The organism is Neoaquamicrobium sediminum (assembly GCF_040970315.1).
Classification (GTDB): Bacteria; Pseudomonadota; Alphaproteobacteria; order Rhizobiales; family Rhizobiaceae; genus Aerobium; species Aerobium sediminum.
The window spans coordinates 875,715-894,336 of sequence record NZ_JAZHFV010000001.1; the positions used below are offsets into that span (position 1 = coordinate 875,715).

Here is an 18,622-nt window from a genome sequence, read left to right on the forward strand (position 1 = left end):
CGATGCCGCGCTACCGGCTCGACATCGAATATGACGGACGGGCCTATGCCGGCTGGCAGCGGCAGGCCGACCTTGCCACGGTTCAGGAAGCGATCGAGACGGCCATCCTCGGCTTTTGCGGCCAGACGGTGACGATCCGCGGCGCCGGGCGCACCGATGCCGGCGTGCATGCGACGGGGCAGGTGGTCCATGTCGATCTCGACAGGGAATGGGACGCCGACAAGGTGCAGGGCGCGCTCAACGCGCATCTGACGATGGCGGGCGAGGCCGTCGCGGTGCTGGCGGCGGCGCGCGTGGCGGACGATTTCGATGCGCGGTTCTCGGCGACCGCCCGGCACTATCTCTACGTCATCCTCAATCGCCGCGCGCCGGCCGCGCTGATGCGCGGCAATGTCTGGCACGTGCCGCGCTTGCTGGACGCGGACGCAATGCACACGGCCGCGCAACGGCTTCTGGGCAAGCACGACTTCACCACCTTCCGCTCCGTGCAGTGCCAGTCGGCAAGCCCTGTCAAGACGCTCGACCGGCTCGACGTGTCACGCGACGGCGACCTGATCGAGGTTCGCGCGTCGGCGCGCTCGTTCCTGCACAACCAGGTGCGCTCGATGGTCGGCTCTTTGAAGAAGGTGGGCGAGGGCGGCTGGAGCGCGGACGACCTCGAAGCGGCACTGAAGGCCGCCGACCGTGCCCGCTGCGGGCAGGTCGCGCCGCCCGACGGGCTCTATCTCACCCGGGTCGATTATTGAACGCATCGACGCCGGCCTGCGCGTTCTTCACCAGAGCCGGCCATTCGGCGGTGACGCCGGGCTGCACAGGACGTTCCAGATAGGTGGACAGCACCACATAGCTGCGGGTCGCCTTGACGCCGGGCGTGTCGTAGAGGCGCGCAAGCAGGCCTTCGAGCGCATGCGTGCTTTCCGTGCGGACCTTGAGCAGCATGCAGGTGTCGCCGGCAACAGAGTGGATCTCCTCCACCTCGGGGTGCTCCTCGATCGCGAGCAGCACCGGCGTCTTGCCCCAACCGGTGGTGTCGACATGCACGAAGGCAAGCATCGGCTTGCCGCTCGCCTCGGGATCGATCAGCGCGGCGACCTTGCGGATCGCGCCGGAGCGGCGCAGGCGCTTCACGCGCTCGTGCGCGGCGGGTGGCGAAAGGCCGACGCGCTCCCCCAGATCCGCGTAACTGATGGTCGCATCCTCGGCCAGAACGCCTAACAGCTTTCGGTCCATATCGTCGAGGGCGCGGCCGCTGGCGCGTTTACGCCGAATGCCATCTGTATTTTCGTTCATCTCGTGATTTAACCTTGATGCCGAACTTCATTCTGCAATCATGAAGGAATGACGAACATCGATCAACAGGCTATCGTGACCGCCCCGGCAAGGATGCCGATCCCGCCCTTCGCGTTCGTGCTGACCGCTTGCATCGGCGTGATCGGCTCGAACTCGCTGGCACTCGGCCCGATCGCGCCCGAGGTCGCCCGCGCACTGGGAACCAGCGTTCCGGCGGTGATGACGGCTTCAGCCGCTTTCGGCCTCGGCACGGCGGCCAGCGCGGTTTTTCTCGGCCGGCTCATCGACCGCCACGGCGCGCGGCGCATGCTGCTGGCGGCGTTGCTGCTGCTTGGCGCAGGTCTCGGCGGCAGCGCGCTGGCGCCGGCGCTTGCGGCACTCGTCGCCGCGCAGTTCGTCGTCGGCATCGCCGCAGGTGTCGCGCTGCCGGCAATCTATACGCTGGCGGCGGAGGTCGCGCCGGCAGGGCGCGAAAGCCAGACCATCGGCGTCGTGCTCACCGGCTGGACGCTCAGCATGGTCGCCGGCGTCTCGCTTTCGGCGGTGCTGGCCGATCTGGCGGGCTGGCGGCTGGTCTATGCGGTGGTGGCAGCGACGGCCTTCGCCGCGGCGCTGAGCGTTGCAGGTTCTGCGGCTGGGACGGCCGCGGCCGGCGCAAGCGTGTCGCAGTCGCCTTTTGCGGCGCTGCGCGTGCGCGGCGTGGCACCGTTGCTGGCTGCCTGTGCGGCTTTCATGACCTCGTTCTACGGCGTTTACGGCTATATCGGCGACCACCTGCACGGGGAACTGGGCCTGCCGCTCAGCGCCAACGGTCTCGTCGCGCTCAGCTACGGGCTCGGTTTCGGCGGTGCCGCACTGCTCGACCGCCTCATCGACAGGGTCGGCCCCGGCCTGCTGCTGCCGCTGATCTTCCTGGGTGTCGCGGCGGTCTTTGCCGTCATGGCTGTGGCGAGCGTTTCCTATGCGGCGATGCTGGCGGTGGTTTTAGCCTGGGGGCTGATCAACCATTTCGGGCTCAATGTGCTGATCATGCGGCTGACGGCGCTCGACCCTTCGCGACGCGGCGCGATCATGGGGCTCAACAGCGGCGTGACCTATCTGGCGCTGTTTGTCGGCACGATCGGCTTTGGTCCGGTCTATGCGGCGTTCGGTTTCGCCGTATTGCCGGTGCTGGCCGTCGCGCTGATGCTTGTGGCCGCCGCATTCGCCGCGCGGCGCTAGGTCGTTTCAGGCTTTTCCAGAAACGCCCCCTCCACCACTTCGTGGTCCCCCTCCCCCGTAAACGGAGGAGGATCCAAGGTTGCGGACGGCCGCAACGCTGGTTCCTCCCCTGCGAAGCGGGGGAGGGGGACCACGAAGTGGTGGAGGGGGCGTTCCGTTGCTCATTGCGGGTCAGACAAATTCCGAAATGCAATAGAGAAACGGGCGGGCGTTCTGACGAATGCTGCTCCGCCGCTCCAGCTTGCCTTTCTCCGCCGCATTTGTCCTGCTCCAGACGATCCGGTCGGCCCGCAAAATGCCCTAGCTTGGCATCGGGGCGCCGATGCCGAGCAGGTCCTGCAGCGCGAACAGGGTCAGGACCGACGCCATGAACATGCCGGCGAAGACGCCTGTCGCCACGCCCGGCCCCTTGTCTATTGCCGCATCGGTCAAGCGCCACAGGAGCACCATGCTGGCAAGGAAGATGCCGAGCGACAGGGCGGTCGCCGCCTCGCCGAGCCCCGGCGCGACCAGCCGCAGCAGCGAGGCGGGCAGCATGAACCAGGCAAAAAGCGCCGAGCCCCAGTTGGTGGCGACGACATAGGCGACGAAGCGGTCGCGGATGCCGACATAGCCGGAGATGGCGGCGAGCGCCGCGATCGGCAGAACCCACGAACCGATGTCGACGACGGCTAGCCGCAGCACCAGCAGCACGCGGCCGACGAAGCGGGCTTCCGGCACGGCCAGTTCATTGGCGAGCGGCACCCAGCCAACCAGCAGCACCGGCAGCGCGATGAGGATTGCGAAGAACGAGTTCCAGAAGCCGTCGACGGAGAGGTCGAGCATGCGCACGGCGTCACGCTTCCCCGTCATCATGCGCCAGGCGCCGAGGAGGTGTCTCTGGATGTCCTCGGCGGGCGGCATGTCAGGCGAACCAGTCTTCCAGGAAACGCTGGTAGACGCGTGTTAGCGTCTCCAGATCGGAGAGTGCCACGCGTTCGTCGACCATGTGCATGGTCTGCCCGACGAGGCCGAACTCGACCACAGGGCAATGATCCTTGATGAAGCGGGCGTCCGACGTGCCGCCGGACGTCGACAGCACCGGCTTGCGGCCTGTGACCGCCTCGACGGACGCGCTTAAGCCGGCCGTCAGCTTCTCGTCGCGGGTGAGGAAGACCGGGCTCGGCCGATCACGCCAGATCAGCTCGAAATTGATCTTCTCCCCACGGCCGGGCCGCAGCTTCCTGCGCGCGGCTGCGCGGTCGAGCCGGTTATGGATTTCCGCCTGCAGCGTCTCCGCCGTCCAGGTGTCGTTGAAGCGGATGTTGAACGACGCCTTCGCGCGCGCCGGGATGACGTTGGTGGCCGGATTGCCGACATCGATGGTTGTCACTTCCAGATTGGTCGGCTGGAAATTGTCGGTGCCTTCGTCGAAGGCCGGCGACAGGAGCGCATCGACCAGCATGACGATGCCCGGCACCGGATTGTCGGCAAGGTGCGGATAGGCGGCGTGGCCCTGCCGGCCGTGAACGACGATGTCGCCGGAGATGGAGCCGCGACGGCCGATCTTGATCATGTCGCCGAGCGCCTCCGGGTTGGTCGGCTCGCCGACGATCGCCGCGTCCCAGCTCTCGCCGCGCTTTGCCGCCCAGTCGAGCAGCTTGACGGTGCCGTTGATGGACGGGCCTTCCTCGTCGCCGGTGATCAGCAGCGACACGCTGCCCTTCGGCGCGCCGTGCGCCTTGATATGACGGGCGACTGCCGCGACGAAACAGGCGATGCCGCCCTTCATGTCGACCGCGCCGCGCCCGAACATCCAGCCATCGGCGACTTCCGCTGCGAAGGGCGGGTGCGTCCAGTCGGCCTCGTCACCCACGGGCACGACATCGGTATGGCCGGCGAACATCAGATGCGGGCCGTTGCCGGAAAGCCGTCCGTAGAGGTTCTCGACGTCCGGGGTGCCGGCCTCGGAGAAGGTCGGCCGGTCGATGGCGAAACCCATCGGCGCAAGCATCGCCTGCAGGGCCGAAAGCGCGCCGCCCTCGGCGGGCGTGACGGACGGACAACGGATGAGCGCGGCGAGGTTCGCCGCCGGATCAACAGGCAGGTTCATGTGTGCGATGGATAGACCAAGCCGCCGAAGCTGTCACGTGGAGCGTGACGCAGTCGACGGCGAAAAACATAGGGCCAGAGGGTGCGTCCTTCGCCATTGACCAGCCCGTGTTTGAATGTCTCCATCCGGGTTCGCGCGGAGGACTGGCATGATCGGTGTCGACACGAAGATCGCGGTTGCGGGAGCGGGAAGCATCGGCTGCCATGCCGGGGGCTGCCTCGCGCTTGCGGGACGCAGGGTCAGCTTGCTCTGTCGGCCGGCGCTCGCCGATGCCGTGGAAAAGCGGGGGCTGCGGATCGTCGATCTGGGCGGAGGCGCTCGCGACGTGCCGGCACGTGCGATCGGGGCCGAAAGCGATCCTGCGGTGGCATTGGCCGATGCCGGTGTCGTGCTCGTGACGGTGAAGAGCCGCGACACGGCGGCGATGGCCGAACTGGTCGCCCGCCACGCACGGGCCGACGCGGTGGTCGTCAGCCTGCAGAACGGCGTCAGGAACGCCGATGCGTTGCGCCGGGCTTTGCCGGCAACGATGACCGTCGTCACCGGCATGGTGCCGTTCAACGTGGTGCGCGGCGAGACGGCGGAAGGCGCGCCAATGTTCCATCGCGCCAGCAGCGGATCCACGCTTCTGGCAGCGGGTGTGCCGGGCCTGCGCGATTTGCTTAACGTCGCCGGCTTTCCGGTCGCGGAACATGGCGACATCGACGCCGTGTTGTGGGGCAAGCTGGTGATGAACCTCAACAACGCCTTCAACGCGCTGTCGGGCCTGCCCTTGGCCGAGCAGCTTGGCGACCGCCGCTGGCGGCGGCCGTTTGCCGATCAGGTGAGCGAGGCGCTGGACGTGTTGCGCGCGGCGGGCATCCGGCCCCGCGCGGCAGCCGGACCGCCCCCGGCTCTGATTCCCTCGATCCTGCGGCTGCCCGACTGGCTGTTCCGCATACTGGCCCGACGCATGCTGTCGATCGATCCGCAGGCGCGATCCTCGATGTGGGAGGATCTGCAGCGCGGGCGGCCGACGGAAATCGACGAGTTTCAGGGCGTCATCGTCGAGATAGCCGAAAGACACGGCCGGACAGCACCGTTGTCGACGCGCATCATGAAACTGGTGCGGGATGCGGAAAAGGCCGGCGCGGGATCGCCGGCGCTCACGCCCGAAGATATGGCGGGCGCCTAGCGCCTGCCTGCTACTTCGGCCGGTTGGTCGCCTGGCCGTACTGGTTGGCGCCGGGCGTGCCTGGCATCAGGCACAAGCCTACGAAGACGATGAAGTTGAGCAACGGCACGAACAGCAGGGCGGCGAACAGGCCGGGCTTGTCGAGGTCGTGCAAGCGCTTGGCGCCGAGCGCGGCCTGCGCCCACAGCGAGGCGATCATGACCGCGCTGAGAAGCGTCTCCCAGAACGCGCCGCCGCTGCCGCTCTCTTGCGCCAGCGTCAGCCGGTAGACCATGAAGACGACGAGGATCATCATCAGCAGGCCGGCCAGAAAATAGGCGGCGCGGCTGATCCGGCCGGAAAAGCCGAAGAAGAGCCATAACATCTGGTTCGCAGGCACGGTGGCGGTCTCCGCAGGATCGCGTTCTAGGTCAGGATGAACCGGGGTGCAGCGCCGATCAATCCCGCAGCAGCTCGTTGATGGAGGTCTTGGAGCGCGTCTTCTCGTCGACGCGCTTGACGATCACGGCGCAGTAGAGGCTGGGGCCCCAGTTCTCGCCAGGCACGTTCTTGCCGGGCATGGTGCCGGCGACGACGACGGAGTAGGGCGGCACCTCGCCGTAGAACACCTTGCCGGTGTCGCGGTCGACGATCTTGGTCGACTTGCCGATGAAGACGCCCATGCCGAGCACCGAGCCTTCGCGCACGATGCAGCCTTCGACCACTTCCGAGCGCGCGCCGATGAAGCAGTTGTCCTCGATGATGGTCGGGCCTGCCTGCATCGGCTCCAGCACGCCGCCGATGCCGACGCCGCCCGAAAGATGCACGTTCTTGCCGATCTGGGCGCAGGAGCCGACGGTGGCCCATGTGTCGACCATGGTGCCTTCGCCGACATAGGCGCCGAGATTGACGAAGGACGGCATCAGCACGGCGCCCGGCGCCACATAGGCCGAGCGGCGCACGATGCAGTTGGGCACGGCGCGGAAGCCGGCCTTCTCGAATTCGTTCGGGGACCAGCCGTCGAACTTGGAGGGCACCTTGTCCCACCAGACCGCCTCGCCGGGGCCGCCCTTGACGATCTCCATCGGGTTGAGCCGGAACGAGAGGAGCACGGCCTTCTTCAGCCACTGGTTGACCGTCCATGTGCCGTCAGCCGCCCGTTCGGCGACGCGGGCCTGGCCCTTGTCGAGCAGCTCGAGCGCAGCCTCCACCGCATCGCGTACTTCGCCGCGCGTGCCGGTGTTGACGCCGTCGCGCTCGTCGAATGCCTTCTCGACAGTCTTCTCGAGGGCTGCCAGATCCGGCTTGGTCATGAAATGCTCCATTACGCGCTGTTAAGGGGTAGACAATAGGCTGGACGTAACGAGGTGGCCCTCGAATTGGCGCGGAAACTATGTCATGCGCGATGGGGGGTCAATGACGGGGCGCGCCGCTGCGCGGCGCATAGAGACAGATTGGAATTTTCATGAATCCGGAGGACAAATCCGGCTGGACGCCGTTGCCGCATTCGGACGAGGACCTCGAGCGCGCGAAGGCCGTGCCGGACACCCCGCAGACCCGTGCGCCGGCCTACAGGCTGGCATGGGACGACGAGGAGTTCATGACACGGCGCGAGTTGCGCGCCGTGCGTCTGCAGCTCGAACTGCTGAAGCCCGAGATGATGCTCGCCGAGCGGGGCATCCGCTCGACCGTGGTGCTGTTCGGCGGCGCGCGCATCCCGGAGCCGGGCGGCGAGGCATGGGCAGCCAAGAACGAGACCCAGCGCAAGAACCTCGAGGCGAACGCCCGCTACTATGAGGAAGCGCGGACCTTTGCGCGGCTGTGTTCGGAGCATTCCGCCAAGACCTATTACCGCGAGTTCGTCGTGGTGACGGGCGGCGGGCCGGGCGTGATGGAAGCCGGCAATCGTGGCGCAGCAGACTGCGGCGCGCCCTCGATAGGCCTCAACATCGTGCTGCCGCACGAGCAGGCGCCGAACCTCTATGTCACGCCGGAACTGTGCTTCAACTTCCACTATTTCGCGGTCCGCAAGATGCATTTCATCATGCGCGCCAAGGCGGTGGCGGTGTTTCCAGGTGGCTTCGGCACGATGGACGAGTTCTTCGAGACGCTGACGCTGATCCAGACCGGCCGCATGGAGCGCGTTCCGGTGATCCTGTTCGGCAAGGAGTTCTGGTCGAAGGCCGTCGATCTCGACTATCTGGCCGAACAGGGCACCATCTCGCCCGGCGACCAGCACCTGATCGACGCGGTCGACACCGCCGAGGAAGCCTGGGACATCGTCAAGGAATTCTACGAGATCGCTTGAGGGGTAGCGGTTCGCGCAGGGGGCGCTCAACCTTGGCGCGCCATGTCGCAGGGCGACCCGCTGGCGGGATTGCGGCAACTGCGCTAAGGGCATGGGCATGAACATGGCTCGCCGCCCGACATGGTTTGCGACGCTGCGGCGCGACCGCGGTCTGTTCGCGCTGATCGGCTGCCTGATCCTGCTCCTGAACGTGCTGCAACCCGTCACGGCGGCAAAGGCTGCCGAGAACGGCCTGTGGGTGATCTGCACGGTCTATGGCGCGGAAAAGCCGCTGGACGGCTCCGACCTGCCGACGCCGCTGCAGGAGAAATGCCCGATCTGCCTGTTCGGCCACGGCGGCCACAATGCGCCGATCTACAGGGCGCTGCCAGCCGCCGAGCCGGCATTCCCGACGCCGTTGGCGCTGTCGTTCGTCCAGACCTTCGTTGAAGCAGACGAAAATTTCGTTCCGCGACCGGACGATCCGCCGCCGGCGATCCGCGGCCCGCCCCTTTCCGCCTGAAGTCGAGCCGGCCTCGAACAGGGGCCTTTGATACTTCAGACGCTGAAAGGAATAACCATGCGTCATCTCATGCTTCAATTCGCTGCGGCCAGCGCGCTGACGGCGTTCTCCGTTGCCACCGCCTACGCCCATGCCTCGCTGGAAACGGCGAATGCCGCGCCCGGCAGCTACAAGGCCGTCGTCCGCATCCCGCATGGCTGCGAGGGGCAGGCCACCCACACGGTGCGCGTCGAGGTCCCGGAAGGCTATGTCGGTGTCAAGCCGATGCCCAAGGCGGGCTGGACGCTGGCCGTCGATAGCGGTGACTATCAGAAGAGCTACAACCTGCACGGCCGCGAGGTTTCGTCCGGCACCAAGGCAGTCACCTGGTCCGGCGGTTCACTGGAAGACGGCCACTATGACGAATTCGTGCTGTCGGGTTCGCTGGCCGGCGTCGAGGAAGGGCAGAAACTGTTCTTCGTGACGACGCAGACATGCGCCGACGGCGAGGTGAAGTGGGACGAAATCCCGGCCGTAGGGCAGGACCTGCATTCGCTTGCGCATCCCGCACCGGGCTTGACGATCCTTGCCGCCGAAGGTGGCGGGCATGGCCATGCCGGTCATGGCGGCGGCGAGCAGGCCGTTGTTGCCGGTGACCTCGAGATCACCGCCGCCTGGGCGCGCGCGATGCTGCCCGGTCAGCCTGCCGGCGGCGGATACCTGACCATCGCCAACAAGGGCGACGAGGCCGACCGGCTCGTGGGCGCCAGCGCGTCGGCCGCCGGCCGCGTCGAGATCCACACCATGGAAGTCGTCGACGACGTGATGGTGATGCGCCCGGTCGACGGCGAACTGGAGATTCCGGCCGGCGAGACGGTCGAGCTCAAGCCGGGCGGCCTGCACATCATGTTCCTCGACGTGTCGGACCCGTTTCGCGAAGGCGGCACAGTTGCCATCACGCTCGAATTCGAGAAGGCGGGTTCGGTGGATGTCGAACTGCCGGTGCGCTCCGCACGGGGCGGCGATGGCGGGGGCCACCACAAGCATTGACGTGGCAGCGTGAAGGGCGCTGCCCACACGTGACCTTGCGAAGAAGCGAGGCGGCCAGTCGGCCGCCTCTTTTTTGTTTAGATGCGCTGCCCCGCATCGTCGAACAGGAAGCAGGCTTCCGGGTCGATGCCGACCGTGACGCTCTCGCCGACGCGCACGCCGCTCGCGCCCTTGAGCTGGGCAATGATCGTCGCGTCGTCGCCGGGCGCGGTATAGAGATAGGAAATCGCGCCGAGGCGCTCGATGGCGTTGCAGGTAAGCGTGACCCGGAACGGCCCTTCAGCCCCTTCACTGAGATGCTCGGGGCGGATGCCGAGCGTCACGGTCGCCGGTGCCTTTGCCAGCATTGCGCGCGGCCGCACCGGCAGGCCCGAGAGGCCGAGCTCCGGCACATCGACGAGCAGCGCGCCGTCCTTGATGCCGGAGACGGAGGCGTCGATGAAATTCATGCGCGGCGAGCCGATGAAGCCGGCGACGAAACGATTGTCGGGGTCGGAATAGAGCGTCATCGGGCTGCCGATCTGCTCGACCAGACCCGCGCGCAGCACCACGATCTTGTCGGCCAGAGTCATCGCTTCGACCTGGTCGTGGGTCACGTAGACCATGGTCGCGCCGAGGTCCTTGTGCAGCTTGGCGATCTCCAGCCGCATCTTCACGCGCAATTCGGCGTCGAGGTTGGAAAGCGGCTCGTCGAACAGGAAGATGTCCGGGTTGCGCACGATGGCGCGGCCGATGGCGACGCGCTGGCGCTGGCCGCCCGACAGCTGGCGCGGCTTGCGGTCGAGATAGTCGGTCAGATGCAGCATTTCGGCCGCCTGCCGCACCAGCTTCTGGCGCTCGGCCTTGGCCATGCCGGCCATTTCGAGGCCGAAACCCATGTTCTCCGCCACGCTCATATGCGGATAGAGCGCGTAGGTCTGGAACACCATGGCGATGCCGCGCTTGGCGGGGTCGGTGGTTGTCACGTCGCGGACGCCGATGCTGATCGTGCCGCTGTCGGAACGTTCCAGCCCCGCGATCATGCGCAGCAGCGTCGACTTTCCGCAGCCGGAAGGCCCGACGAAGACGACGAACTCACCGCTGTGTGCCGCGAGCGAGACGCCGCGGATGACTTCGGTGGCACCGAAGGATTTGTGAAGATTGCTGAGCGCCAGTTCCGCCATGCCGGGATTCCCTATTTGACCGCGCCTTCGGTGAGGCCGCTGACGAAGCCGCGCCCGATCAGCGCGAAGATCGCCACGACCGGAACGATCGCGACGGTCGCGCCCGCGAGCAGCAGGCCCCAGTCGATCTGATATTGCCCGATGATGCCGGAGAAGCCGACCGGCAGGGTCCGTTTCGCGTCGGAGAGGATGAGGACCGAGGCGAAGACGTATTCCGTCCATGCCGTCACGAAAGCGTAGATGCCGACGGATGCGATGCCCGGAGCGATGAGCGGGATCATGATGCGCCGCAGGATCGTCAGCGTCGGCGCGCCGTCCATCACTGCAGCCTCCTCGATTTCCTTGGGTACGCCGGCGAGGAACGAGCGCAGCATCCAGATCGAGAACGGCAGCGCGAAGGCGACGTTGACGATGACGAGCGCCGGCAGCCGGTCGACCAGCCCGACCTTGGCGAACAGCCCGAACAGTGGGATCAGCACCACGATGGACGGGAACGCGTAGGCGAGCAGGATCGTGCGATAGAGGATGCCGCGCCCTGGAAAGACGAGGCGGAAGAAGGCGTAAGCGGCGGGTATCGCCAGAAGCAGCGTCAGCACCGTCGAGGATGCCGCCACGATGAGGCTGTTGACCAGATAGACCGGATAGTCCGACGCCTCGAACAGCTTCTGGTAGTGCTGCAGCGTGAAGCTTTGCGGGATCATCGTCGGGCTGCGCGCGATGATCTCCTGCGGGATTTTGAACGATCCCGACACCACCCACCAGAACGGCAGGCCCACCAGCACCACGAAGAAGGCGACGACGGCGACGAGCGCGGCATTGAGGCCGAGCGAGCGGTTCATCGGTCGTCTCCCCGGTCGAGCGCGCGGGTGGCGACGACGGCGAAGGCCATCAGGAGCAGCGTGGCGAGCACCGAGACGGTTGCGGCTTCAGAGAGGCGATAGCCCTTGAACGCGGTCTCGTAGATGAGCACCGGCAGCGTCCGCGAGCCGCCAGCCGGCCCGCCGCTGGTCAAGAGCCATATGATGTCGAAGACGTTGAAGGAAAGCAGCGTGCCGATGACGGCGAGAACGCCCAGCGTCGGCGCCAGCAGCGGCCAGGTGATGCGCTTGAAGCGCTGCCAGGCGTTGGCACCGTCGATGCGCGCGGCCTCGTAGAGGTCGTCGGGAATGCGGGTCAGTCCGGCCAGCATCATAAGCGCGATGAACGGGAACCAGCGCCAGGAATTGATAAAGACGAGCGTCGCCATCGCCGTCCACGGCGTGGCGAAGAAGCCGACCGGGCGCTCGACGATGCCGGCCTGGATCAACAGCGGATTGATCATGCCGCCGGAGGTGGAAAACAGCCAGCGCCAGATGACCACGACCACGACCGTGGGCACGATCCAGGTAAGGATGACCCATGTCCGGGCGACGCGCACGCCTGGGAACTTCTCATTAAGCACCAGCGCCACGGCCAGCGCGAGAACCGTCTGCAGGACGGCGTTGGCGACGACCCAGACGACGCTGAGCCATGCCGCGTTCCAGAAGGACGGGTTGGAAAGCACACGGCTGTAATTGTCCAGCCCGACAAAGGCTCCGGGCGCGCCGATGACGCGCACGTCCTGCAGGGATAGCTGGACAGCCTGGACCAGCGGCCACCCGAGGGTGGCCGCCAGGAAAAGAAGGGCCGGTGCGACCAGAACGAAGGCCAGGGCTCTTGTCTGCTGCATCCGGCTGTCTCCGTCAGCGCCTTACTGGGCGACTTCCTGCATCCGAGCCTGGCCCGCGGTCACGGCTTCGGCTGCGGACTGGCCAGACACCACAATCGACTGCAGGGTCTCGGCGATGATGTTCTGCGCCGAGATCGCAGCGATCGAGGGGAAGGTGCGGCCGCTCGTGAACCCGAACAGCCGGCCGTTCTGTGCATTGTCGATGACGGTCTCGATCTGCTCGCGATACTTTTCGACCATCGGATCGGCCCAGAAGGTCTCCGCCTCGGCGCCGTCTGCCGTCACCGGCATGAACAGGCCCGGCTCCATGTTGAGGAAGCGGCCATAGTTCTCGGGCTCGAGCAGGAAGGAAACGAACTTCTTCGACGCCTCCATCTTCGCCTCGTCCTTGGACAGGAGCATCACGGCGTTGGCGTAGGAGATGGTGTTGTGCTCGCCGCCGTCCTTGGACGGGATGGCCGCGACGCCGAGGTCGGCCGCGTCACCCTCGGCCTGCGTGTCGTAGGTGGCGATGACGGAGAACTGCATCACCATCGCGCAGGCCTTCGACGAGAAGCAGGCTTCCGCCTCGCCCCATGTCCAGGAGGTGGAGTCGGCCGGCGAGAACGTGTTGAGATCGGCATAGAACTCGTAGGCGCCGACGGTCTCCGGATTATCGAAGCGCAGCGTGCCATCCTCGTTGTAGATCTCGGTCGCGCCGCCATTGACCATGACGGAATAGACGGTCTGGTCGGTGTAGAGCTGCTTGTTGGCAGGCAGGCCCATGCCCGAGACGCCGTCGACCGACAGCTTCTCGGCCGCAGCGCGCCACTCTTCCCATGTCGTCGGGGCTTCGATGCCTGCTTCTTCAAGCACGCTCTTCCGGTACCAGAGGTTCATGGCCATGTTGTAGAGCGGTACGGCCCATACGCCGCCGTCATAGGAATAGGCCTCGACGGTGGAATCGACGAAATCATGCTTCGCGTCGAGTTCCTTGACGAAGTCCTCGACCGAGGTCAGCGCGCCGATGTCCTTGAGGATCGGCGTGAAATCCGGAATGGCGAACAGCATGTCCGGGCCCTGTCCGGCGGCGAGTGCGGCCGGCGCCTTGGCATAGACCTCGCCCCAGTTCTGCGGCTCCTGCTTGACCACAATGTCGGGGTTGGCGGCGTTGAAGGCGTCGATCAGCTCCTGCACGCGCGCGACGCGGTGCGGCGGCTGCTCCATGTGCCAGAGCGTCACTTCGACAGGCTCCTGCGCGAGTGCCGCGACAGGCATCAGCATGGTTGTGGCGAGCGCCAGCTTCAGTATCGATTTCATCTCGTGTTCCCTTTCCTCACTCCACTTGAGCCCCGGACATTGTTTCAAAGGTGCGGGTTTCGGGGCCGAAACCGCGCCACCAGTTGCTCGTTGTTCTCCCTGGCGCCCGGCATGTTCGCGCTCAGATAGATCGGTGCGTTGCCGTCGCCGACCAGACAGGCAGCCACGCCCGCCATGATCGCGTTGATGATCGCGACACCGATGGCGGTGGAAACCGGGCCGACCTTGAGCTCGCTGCCTTCCACGCCGATCACCGCGTCTCCGGGCGGGGCGCCGTTGTCGAGCACGATGTCGGCAAGGTCCGCCAGCCGCTCGCGGCCTTTCGCCGCCGCGCTGGAATAGTCGACCGAGGTGATCGCGATCACCGTCGCGCCGCGCGCCTTGCCGATGCGGGCGGCTTCCAGTGGCGCGGCGTTGACGCCGGAATTGGACGACACGAACAGCACGTCATCGGGGCCGATGGGGTAGCGGTCCATGATGGGACCGACCACGCCCTCCATACGCTCATAGGCGGTGCCTGCGACCGCACCCTCGTGCAGCATGGTGGGGCCGGCGAGGATCGGCACGGTCAGCGCCAGCCCGCCGGCGCGAAAATGCACTTCCTCGGCGAGCATGTGGGAGTGGCCGGTGCCGAAGACGTAGACGAGCCCGTCGCGCCGCGCTGTCTCCACGATCGCATCCACCGCCTGCGCCATCGGCTCGGCGAGCGTGGCCTTCAGCGCCGTCAGCCGGGCGATCAGATCGGAGAAATACGCGTCCTGTATGGTGTTCATGCCTGCGTTCGGGCTCCCAGTGAGAGGTCGACTTTCATGACGAAGAAATCGCCGCGATAGGTGGAGCGCACGAACTCGAACGGGCTGCCGTCCTGATCGCGGGTCAGACGCGTGAGGTCGAGCACCGGGGCGCCGGGGTCGGTGTGCAGCGTGCGGGCGATGTTGGCGTCGGCGAGCCCGGCCATCAGCGTCTGCTCGGCCAGTGTCGGCACGATGCCGTATTCGTCCGTCAGCGTCGCGTAGAGCGAGGTGGTGCGGAAGTCGGCGCGCTCCAGCAGGTGCGGGGCGCGGCTGGCGATGATTTCGGTGGTTTCCAGTGCGACCGGCATGCCGTCGACGAAACGCACGCGGGTGAGGCAGTGGACCATGCCTGTGGCGGGCAGCGAAAGGGCGCGTGCCGTCTGCTCGTCGGCGCGCCGCGTGATCGAGGAGACAATGATGGACGAGGCCTGCCGGCCCTGACGGGTGATCTCCTCGGTAAAGCCGCTCAGCGTTTCCAGCCGCTGCTCGATCTGCCGGCTGGAGACGAAGGTGCCTTGCCCGGTACGTGTTTCAACCAGCCCCTTGCCGATGAGATGGCGCAGAGCCTGGCGCGCCGTCATGCGGCTGACGCCCAGCCGTTCTGACAGCGCGCGCTCGGAATCGATCTTTTCCTCCGCCTTGAGCACGCCGGACGCGATCTCGGCCTCGAGATCGGCGGCGATCCTCAAATAGAGCGGTGCATTGTCCATCACGCGTCCCCAGCGGCTGGTATAGTCCAGCTCTGTAGTGGTATATACCACTCACTTTGACGCGCAGGACCTACGGAGTCAAGAGGCTCCGCAGGGCGTTAAGTTAGGCCGCTCAGGCGCAGGCGATCAGCCGAGAAGCCTGTCGCGGGCCGCGATGTAACGGGCGAAGGCCGGCTCCAGTGCGGCCGTGCCCTGCGGGTCGGGGACGTAGGTGCGGCCGCGGCCGGCAATTGCGGCAGACGCAACATTGATCGTCTCGAACGCGCCGTCGGCAGTGGCCGCCAGAAGGGCCGCACCCCGCGCGCCGAACTGCGAGCCTTCCGGCACCTCGACCGGCTGTCCGATGAGGTCGCAGATCATCTGCACCCAGTCGGGGTTCTGCGCGCCGCCGCCGGTGAGCAGCACGCGGTCGCCGTCGAAGGCGAGCAGGTCGAACAGGTCGCGCATGGCAAAGGCCACGCCTTCGAGCACCGCGCGGAACAGGCAGGCACGGTCATGCCGGGGCGACAGGCCGGAGAACTGCGCCCGTGCAGCGTGATCGACCTTGGGCGCGATGATGCCGCTTTCCGACAGGTAGGGCAGGTAGACGAGGCCGTGCGCGCCCGCGGGAACCGCGCGGATCATCTCCGTCATCATGGCGAACCGCTCCGGCCTGGAAGCGAGGTCGGGCGCGAGCGCGTTGAACGCCCAGTCGAGATTAAGCGTGCCGGCGACATTGACCATGGCGCGATACCAGCGCTCGCCCGGCAGCGTGAACAGAAGGCCGATGTCGGCCGGCTCGAATATTGGCCGGTCGTGGGCGACCCCGACCATGCAGGTGGTGCCGAGCACCGCCGTCGCAGTTCCAGCGGCCAGCCCGCCGGCACCGATGACGGTGGCGGCGACGTCGCCCGCGCCAACGGCGACCGGCAGGCCCACGGGCAGGCCGATGGCTTGTGCTGCCTCGCTCGTGAGACCGCCGACGAAGCTCTCCGATTCGGCAACGGGCGGCAGCAGGTCGGCCGCGTTCTCGACACCGAACAGCGCGATCATCGCGTCGCTACGGGTGCGGGCCGTCGCCGATCCGGGCAGCACCGACGCTTCGGTGCGGTCGGTCGCGATCGTTCCGGTCAGGCGAAAGCGCAGAAAATCCTTGTAACCAAGCACATGGCGCGTGCGCGCCAGCGTTGCCGGTTCGTGGCGGGCAAGCCATGCAAGCAGCGGCAGCGTGCAGCCCTGCTGCATCACCGAGCCGGACGATGCGAAGATGCGGCTCATGAACTGCGGGTCGCGGGCGACACGATCGCCGATGAGCGCCTGCGCGCGGCTGTCCTCCCACGTAATGCCGTGACGCACGGCCTGACCGTCCGCATCGATGAGCCAGGCTCCGACCATCGCCGCAGACAGGCCTATGCCACGGATACGCGACGCGTCGACGCCGCTCTCGCGCACGACGCGACCCAGCACGTCGAGCGCGGCTTTCCATGCCTCGGCGGGATCGAGCTCGCTCCAGCCGGGATGCGGCCGCAGCACGGTCGTACGGTGCTGGGCCTCGGCGAGCTGGTTGCCGGCGAGATCGAAGATCGCGGCCTTGGTCAGCGAGGTGCCGGCATCGAGGCCGATATAAAGATGGTCGCTCACATTGTCTCCGCGAGAAGGGTGTTTCACAAACGGGAGCGAGGACGCGACAATCTTCGTCGTCCGTCGCACGGGTTTCCTGCCGCGAGCGCCGACAAAAGGCAGCCGGCGCCGACATGGTCGGGACCGGTCCAATACCAATCCCGAACCAAATGACAAGCCGCCTGTGCGGTCAACAGATCGGGAGTCAGCCGAAGATCAGCGGTGTCGGGTCGGGGAAGAGGTCGCCCCAGATGTCCAGGAAGGCGCCTTCGCCGACACCCGGCATCATGGTGAAATCGGGGTATTTCTCGGCGCTGAGTTGCAGGTGGAGATGCGGCAGCCACCAGCCGTTTTCCTCGAAGTCGCCCATCTCGCAGAAGGCGGTGCCCGCGGCGATCCGGTCGCCCGGCTTCCAGCGCCGTGCGGACGCAAAGCTCAGATGCCCCCACAGCGACCAGAATTTCCCGTCGTCGAACGCGTGTTCGAGGACGAGCACGCCGCCATAGTCGAGCCGCACGTCGACAATACGCGCTTCGACCACTACGCCGTCCAGCGGAAGGACGAGCTGCGTGCCGGCATCGGCGAAGAGGTCGAGGCCGAGATGATGGTCGCGCCGGACGGCGGGATCGAAGACGGATATGTAGTTGTCGGTGCTGTAGACCGTGCGGTATTCGTGCCAGGTGCCGATGCCGAGGCGTGCGCCCTCTCGCGCCATATAGGCATCATAGAGGCGCTGGGCCGTCTTCCGATCCTGCGCGGCCGAGGCCGCGGCGATGTCGGAGACCGAACCGCCGAGCTCCAGCTCGACGGAAGGCATGTCGCGCACCGACGGCGCGATGATGCCATGCCATTCCCCGGCGTTGGCTGCGATCCATTGGCGCAGCGCCGCCCCACCGGGAACCGGCTCCAGCCCGGCGCCTTGCCGCAGCAGTGCCCGCGCGACCACCGGGTCCATGCGCGCCACGCGCGCCTGCAGCGATGTCCCTTTCGTCAGATCCGCCAGCCGGGCGCGCACGTCATTCGCTGGCGCAGACAGGTCGATTTCGCCGGCCAACAGCGGGCCGAGCGCGGGCAGCGACATGTCTCTTTCGCGCAGAAGGGTCTCGATCGCGTCAGGCTTCATTACTCGTTTTCCTTTGGGCGGTAGCGCGCCATCCTGTCGGCCAGATCGTTTCGGCCCGCTTCGCGCAACCGCGCCTCGGCGGCCAGCATGTCGCGGGCGCGCTCGTCCTGGCCGAGCTTGAAGCGCACCTCGCTGCGTTCGATGGGCAGTTCGTAGCCGACGATGTTGGGCAGGCGCCGCTCCAGCCCGCCCGGCCCGAGCTCGCCCATCGACCAGGCATCCCGCCGCCCACGCTCCATATGGGTGACGAGCTGGCTGAGATGGCGCGCGGTGGCGGCTTCCGGGATGATTTCCGGTCGGCCGTGGAAATGCGCGACCATGAAATTCCAGGTCGGTGCGCTGTCGCGGTGCGGGGCGGCCGGATACCAAGACGACGAGATGTAGCTGCCGCCGTCCATCAGGATCGCGATGCTGGGCAGTCCCTGTCGCAGGAAGCGTACGTGGTCGTTGGCGAGTGCCACATGCGAGACGAGCCGGTTGCGCGCGCGGTCGGCCATGAAGACCGGATGCGAGATGGCGACGCCCTCGTCGTGGGCGGTGACCAGCGTGCCGAGCACGACGCGGTCGACGAGGTCGAACAGTTCGGCCGGGTCGTGCGGCTGGAAATGGGGCTTCGTGTAGAGCATCGGTC

Annotated in this window: 20 protein-coding genes; 6 read left to right on the forward strand and 14 right to left on the reverse strand. The window is 66.7% G+C overall.

The genetic code is table 11. The features are described 5' to 3' along the window. Positions 1–2: 2 nt before the first annotated feature. Positions 3–746, forward strand: coding sequence for a tRNA pseudouridine(38-40) synthase TruA (gene truA, locus V1479_RS04395; protein ID WP_368801819.1), 744 nt, complete (start codon positions 3–5; stop codon positions 744–746). Here truA and V1479_RS04400 read toward each other — a convergent pair. Continuing rightward, complete coding sequence (locus tag V1479_RS04400; RefSeq protein ID WP_368801820.1) at positions 727–1,290, reverse strand: Lrp/AsnC family transcriptional regulator; 564 nt, start codon at positions 1,288–1,290, stop codon at positions 727–729. The two genes, truA and V1479_RS04400, sit on opposite strands and share 20 nt — an antisense overlap. Before the next feature lie 48 nt (positions 1,291–1,338). Here V1479_RS04400 and V1479_RS04405 point away from each other — a divergent pair, with 48 nt between their 5' ends. After that, positions 1,339–2,511, forward strand: coding sequence for an MFS transporter (locus V1479_RS04405; protein WP_368801821.1), 1,173 nt, complete (start codon positions 1,339–1,341; stop codon positions 2,509–2,511). Positions 2,512–2,811: 300 nt separating this feature from the next. Here the strand turns inward: V1479_RS04405 and V1479_RS04410 are convergent, their stop codons facing one another. Together V1479_RS04410 and dapE are read right to left on the reverse strand one after the other, a co-directional pair. Continuing rightward, positions 2,812–3,366 carry a transporter gene (locus V1479_RS04410; protein ID WP_368801822.1) on the reverse strand — a complete coding sequence of 185 codons (555 nt, stop codon included), beginning with the start codon at positions 3,364–3,366 and terminating at the stop codon, positions 2,812–2,814. 49 nt (positions 3,367–3,415) lie between these two features. After that, positions 3,416–4,603, reverse strand: coding sequence for a succinyl-diaminopimelate desuccinylase (gene dapE / locus V1479_RS04415; protein ID WP_368801823.1), 1,188 nt, complete (start codon positions 4,601–4,603; stop codon positions 3,416–3,418). Positions 4,604–4,751: 148 nt separating this feature from the next. Here dapE and V1479_RS04420 point away from each other — a divergent pair, with 148 nt between their 5' ends. Beyond that, entirely contained in the window at positions 4,752–5,777 is a 1,026-nt protein-coding gene (locus tag V1479_RS04420) for a 2-dehydropantoate 2-reductase (RefSeq protein ID WP_368801824.1), read from the forward strand. 10 nt (positions 5,778–5,787) lie between these two features. Here the strand turns inward: V1479_RS04420 and V1479_RS04425 are convergent, their stop codons facing one another. Then, positions 5,788–6,156: a DUF805 domain-containing protein gene (locus V1479_RS04425; RefSeq protein WP_173187859.1), complete on the reverse strand. Its 369-nt coding sequence runs from the start codon at positions 6,154–6,156 to the stop codon at positions 5,788–5,790. 58 nt (positions 6,157–6,214) lie between these two features. Beyond that, positions 6,215–7,069 carry a 2,3,4,5-tetrahydropyridine-2,6-dicarboxylate N-succinyltransferase gene (gene dapD, locus V1479_RS04430; protein ID WP_368801825.1) on the reverse strand — a complete coding sequence of 285 codons (855 nt, stop codon included), beginning with the start codon at positions 7,067–7,069 and terminating at the stop codon, positions 6,215–6,217. Between the two features lie 152 nt (positions 7,070–7,221). On the opposite strand from dapD, the gene V1479_RS04435 reads away from it, so the two are divergent. The 3 genes from V1479_RS04435 (at position 7,222) to V1479_RS04445 (ending at position 9,595) form a co-directional block, all read left to right on the forward strand. Further along, entirely contained in the window at positions 7,222–8,064 is an 843-nt protein-coding gene (locus tag V1479_RS04435) for an LOG family protein (RefSeq protein ID WP_368801826.1), read from the forward strand. A gap of 97 nt (positions 8,065–8,161) precedes the next feature. Beyond that, positions 8,162–8,566 (forward strand): DUF2946 family protein, encoded by a 405-nt coding sequence (locus V1479_RS04440; RefSeq protein WP_368801827.1) that lies wholly within the window; start codon positions 8,162–8,164, stop codon positions 8,564–8,566. 57 nt (positions 8,567–8,623) lie between these two features. Beyond that, positions 8,624–9,595, forward strand: coding sequence for a DUF1775 domain-containing protein (locus V1479_RS04445; protein WP_438620485.1), 972 nt, complete (start codon positions 8,624–8,626; stop codon positions 9,593–9,595). A gap of 77 nt (positions 9,596–9,672) precedes the next feature. On the opposite strand, the gene V1479_RS04450 is transcribed toward V1479_RS04445, so the two are convergent. From V1479_RS04450 to V1479_RS04490, 9 genes are all read right to left on the reverse strand, one after another. Then, the gene (locus V1479_RS04450) at positions 9,673–10,758 is read right to left on the reverse strand and encodes an ABC transporter ATP-binding protein (protein ID WP_368801828.1); all 1,086 of its coding nucleotides are present in this window, start codon (positions 10,756–10,758) and stop codon (positions 9,673–9,675) included. Positions 10,759–10,769: 11 nt separating this feature from the next. Next, complete coding sequence (locus V1479_RS04455; RefSeq protein WP_173187849.1) at positions 10,770–11,597, reverse strand: carbohydrate ABC transporter permease; 828 nt, start codon at positions 11,595–11,597, stop codon at positions 10,770–10,772. After that, entirely contained in the window at positions 11,594–12,466 is an 873-nt protein-coding gene (locus V1479_RS04460) for a carbohydrate ABC transporter permease (RefSeq protein WP_368801829.1), read from the reverse strand. The genes V1479_RS04455 and V1479_RS04460 overlap by 4 nt, the downstream gene beginning before the upstream one ends. Before the next feature lie 21 nt (positions 12,467–12,487). Continuing rightward, positions 12,488–13,765 (reverse strand): ABC transporter substrate-binding protein, encoded by a 1,278-nt coding sequence (locus tag V1479_RS04465; protein ID WP_173187845.1) that lies wholly within the window; start codon positions 13,763–13,765, stop codon positions 12,488–12,490. Between the two features lie 44 nt (positions 13,766–13,809). Continuing rightward, positions 13,810–14,538 carry an SIS domain-containing protein gene (locus tag V1479_RS04470; protein ID WP_368801830.1) on the reverse strand — a complete coding sequence of 243 codons (729 nt, stop codon included), beginning with the start codon at positions 14,536–14,538 and terminating at the stop codon, positions 13,810–13,812. Continuing rightward, entirely contained in the window at positions 14,535–15,269 is a 735-nt protein-coding gene (locus tag V1479_RS04475) for a GntR family transcriptional regulator (RefSeq protein WP_173187841.1), read from the reverse strand. Before V1479_RS04475 ends, V1479_RS04470 begins: the two co-directional genes overlap by 4 nt. Before the next feature lie 126 nt (positions 15,270–15,395). Further along, complete coding sequence (locus V1479_RS04480; RefSeq protein WP_368801831.1) at positions 15,396–16,889, reverse strand: FGGY-family carbohydrate kinase; 1,494 nt, start codon at positions 16,887–16,889, stop codon at positions 15,396–15,398. 184 nt (positions 16,890–17,073) lie between these two features. Further along, positions 17,074–17,991 (reverse strand): peptidoglycan DD-metalloendopeptidase family protein, encoded by a 918-nt coding sequence (locus V1479_RS04485; RefSeq protein ID WP_368801832.1) that lies wholly within the window; start codon positions 17,989–17,991, stop codon positions 17,074–17,076. Continuing rightward, positions 17,991–18,617: an FMN-binding negative transcriptional regulator gene (locus V1479_RS04490; RefSeq protein ID WP_368801833.1), complete on the reverse strand. Its 627-nt coding sequence runs from the start codon at positions 18,615–18,617 to the stop codon at positions 17,991–17,993. The genes V1479_RS04485 and V1479_RS04490 overlap by 1 nt, the downstream gene beginning before the upstream one ends. Between the last annotated feature and the right edge of the window lie 5 nt (positions 18,618–18,622).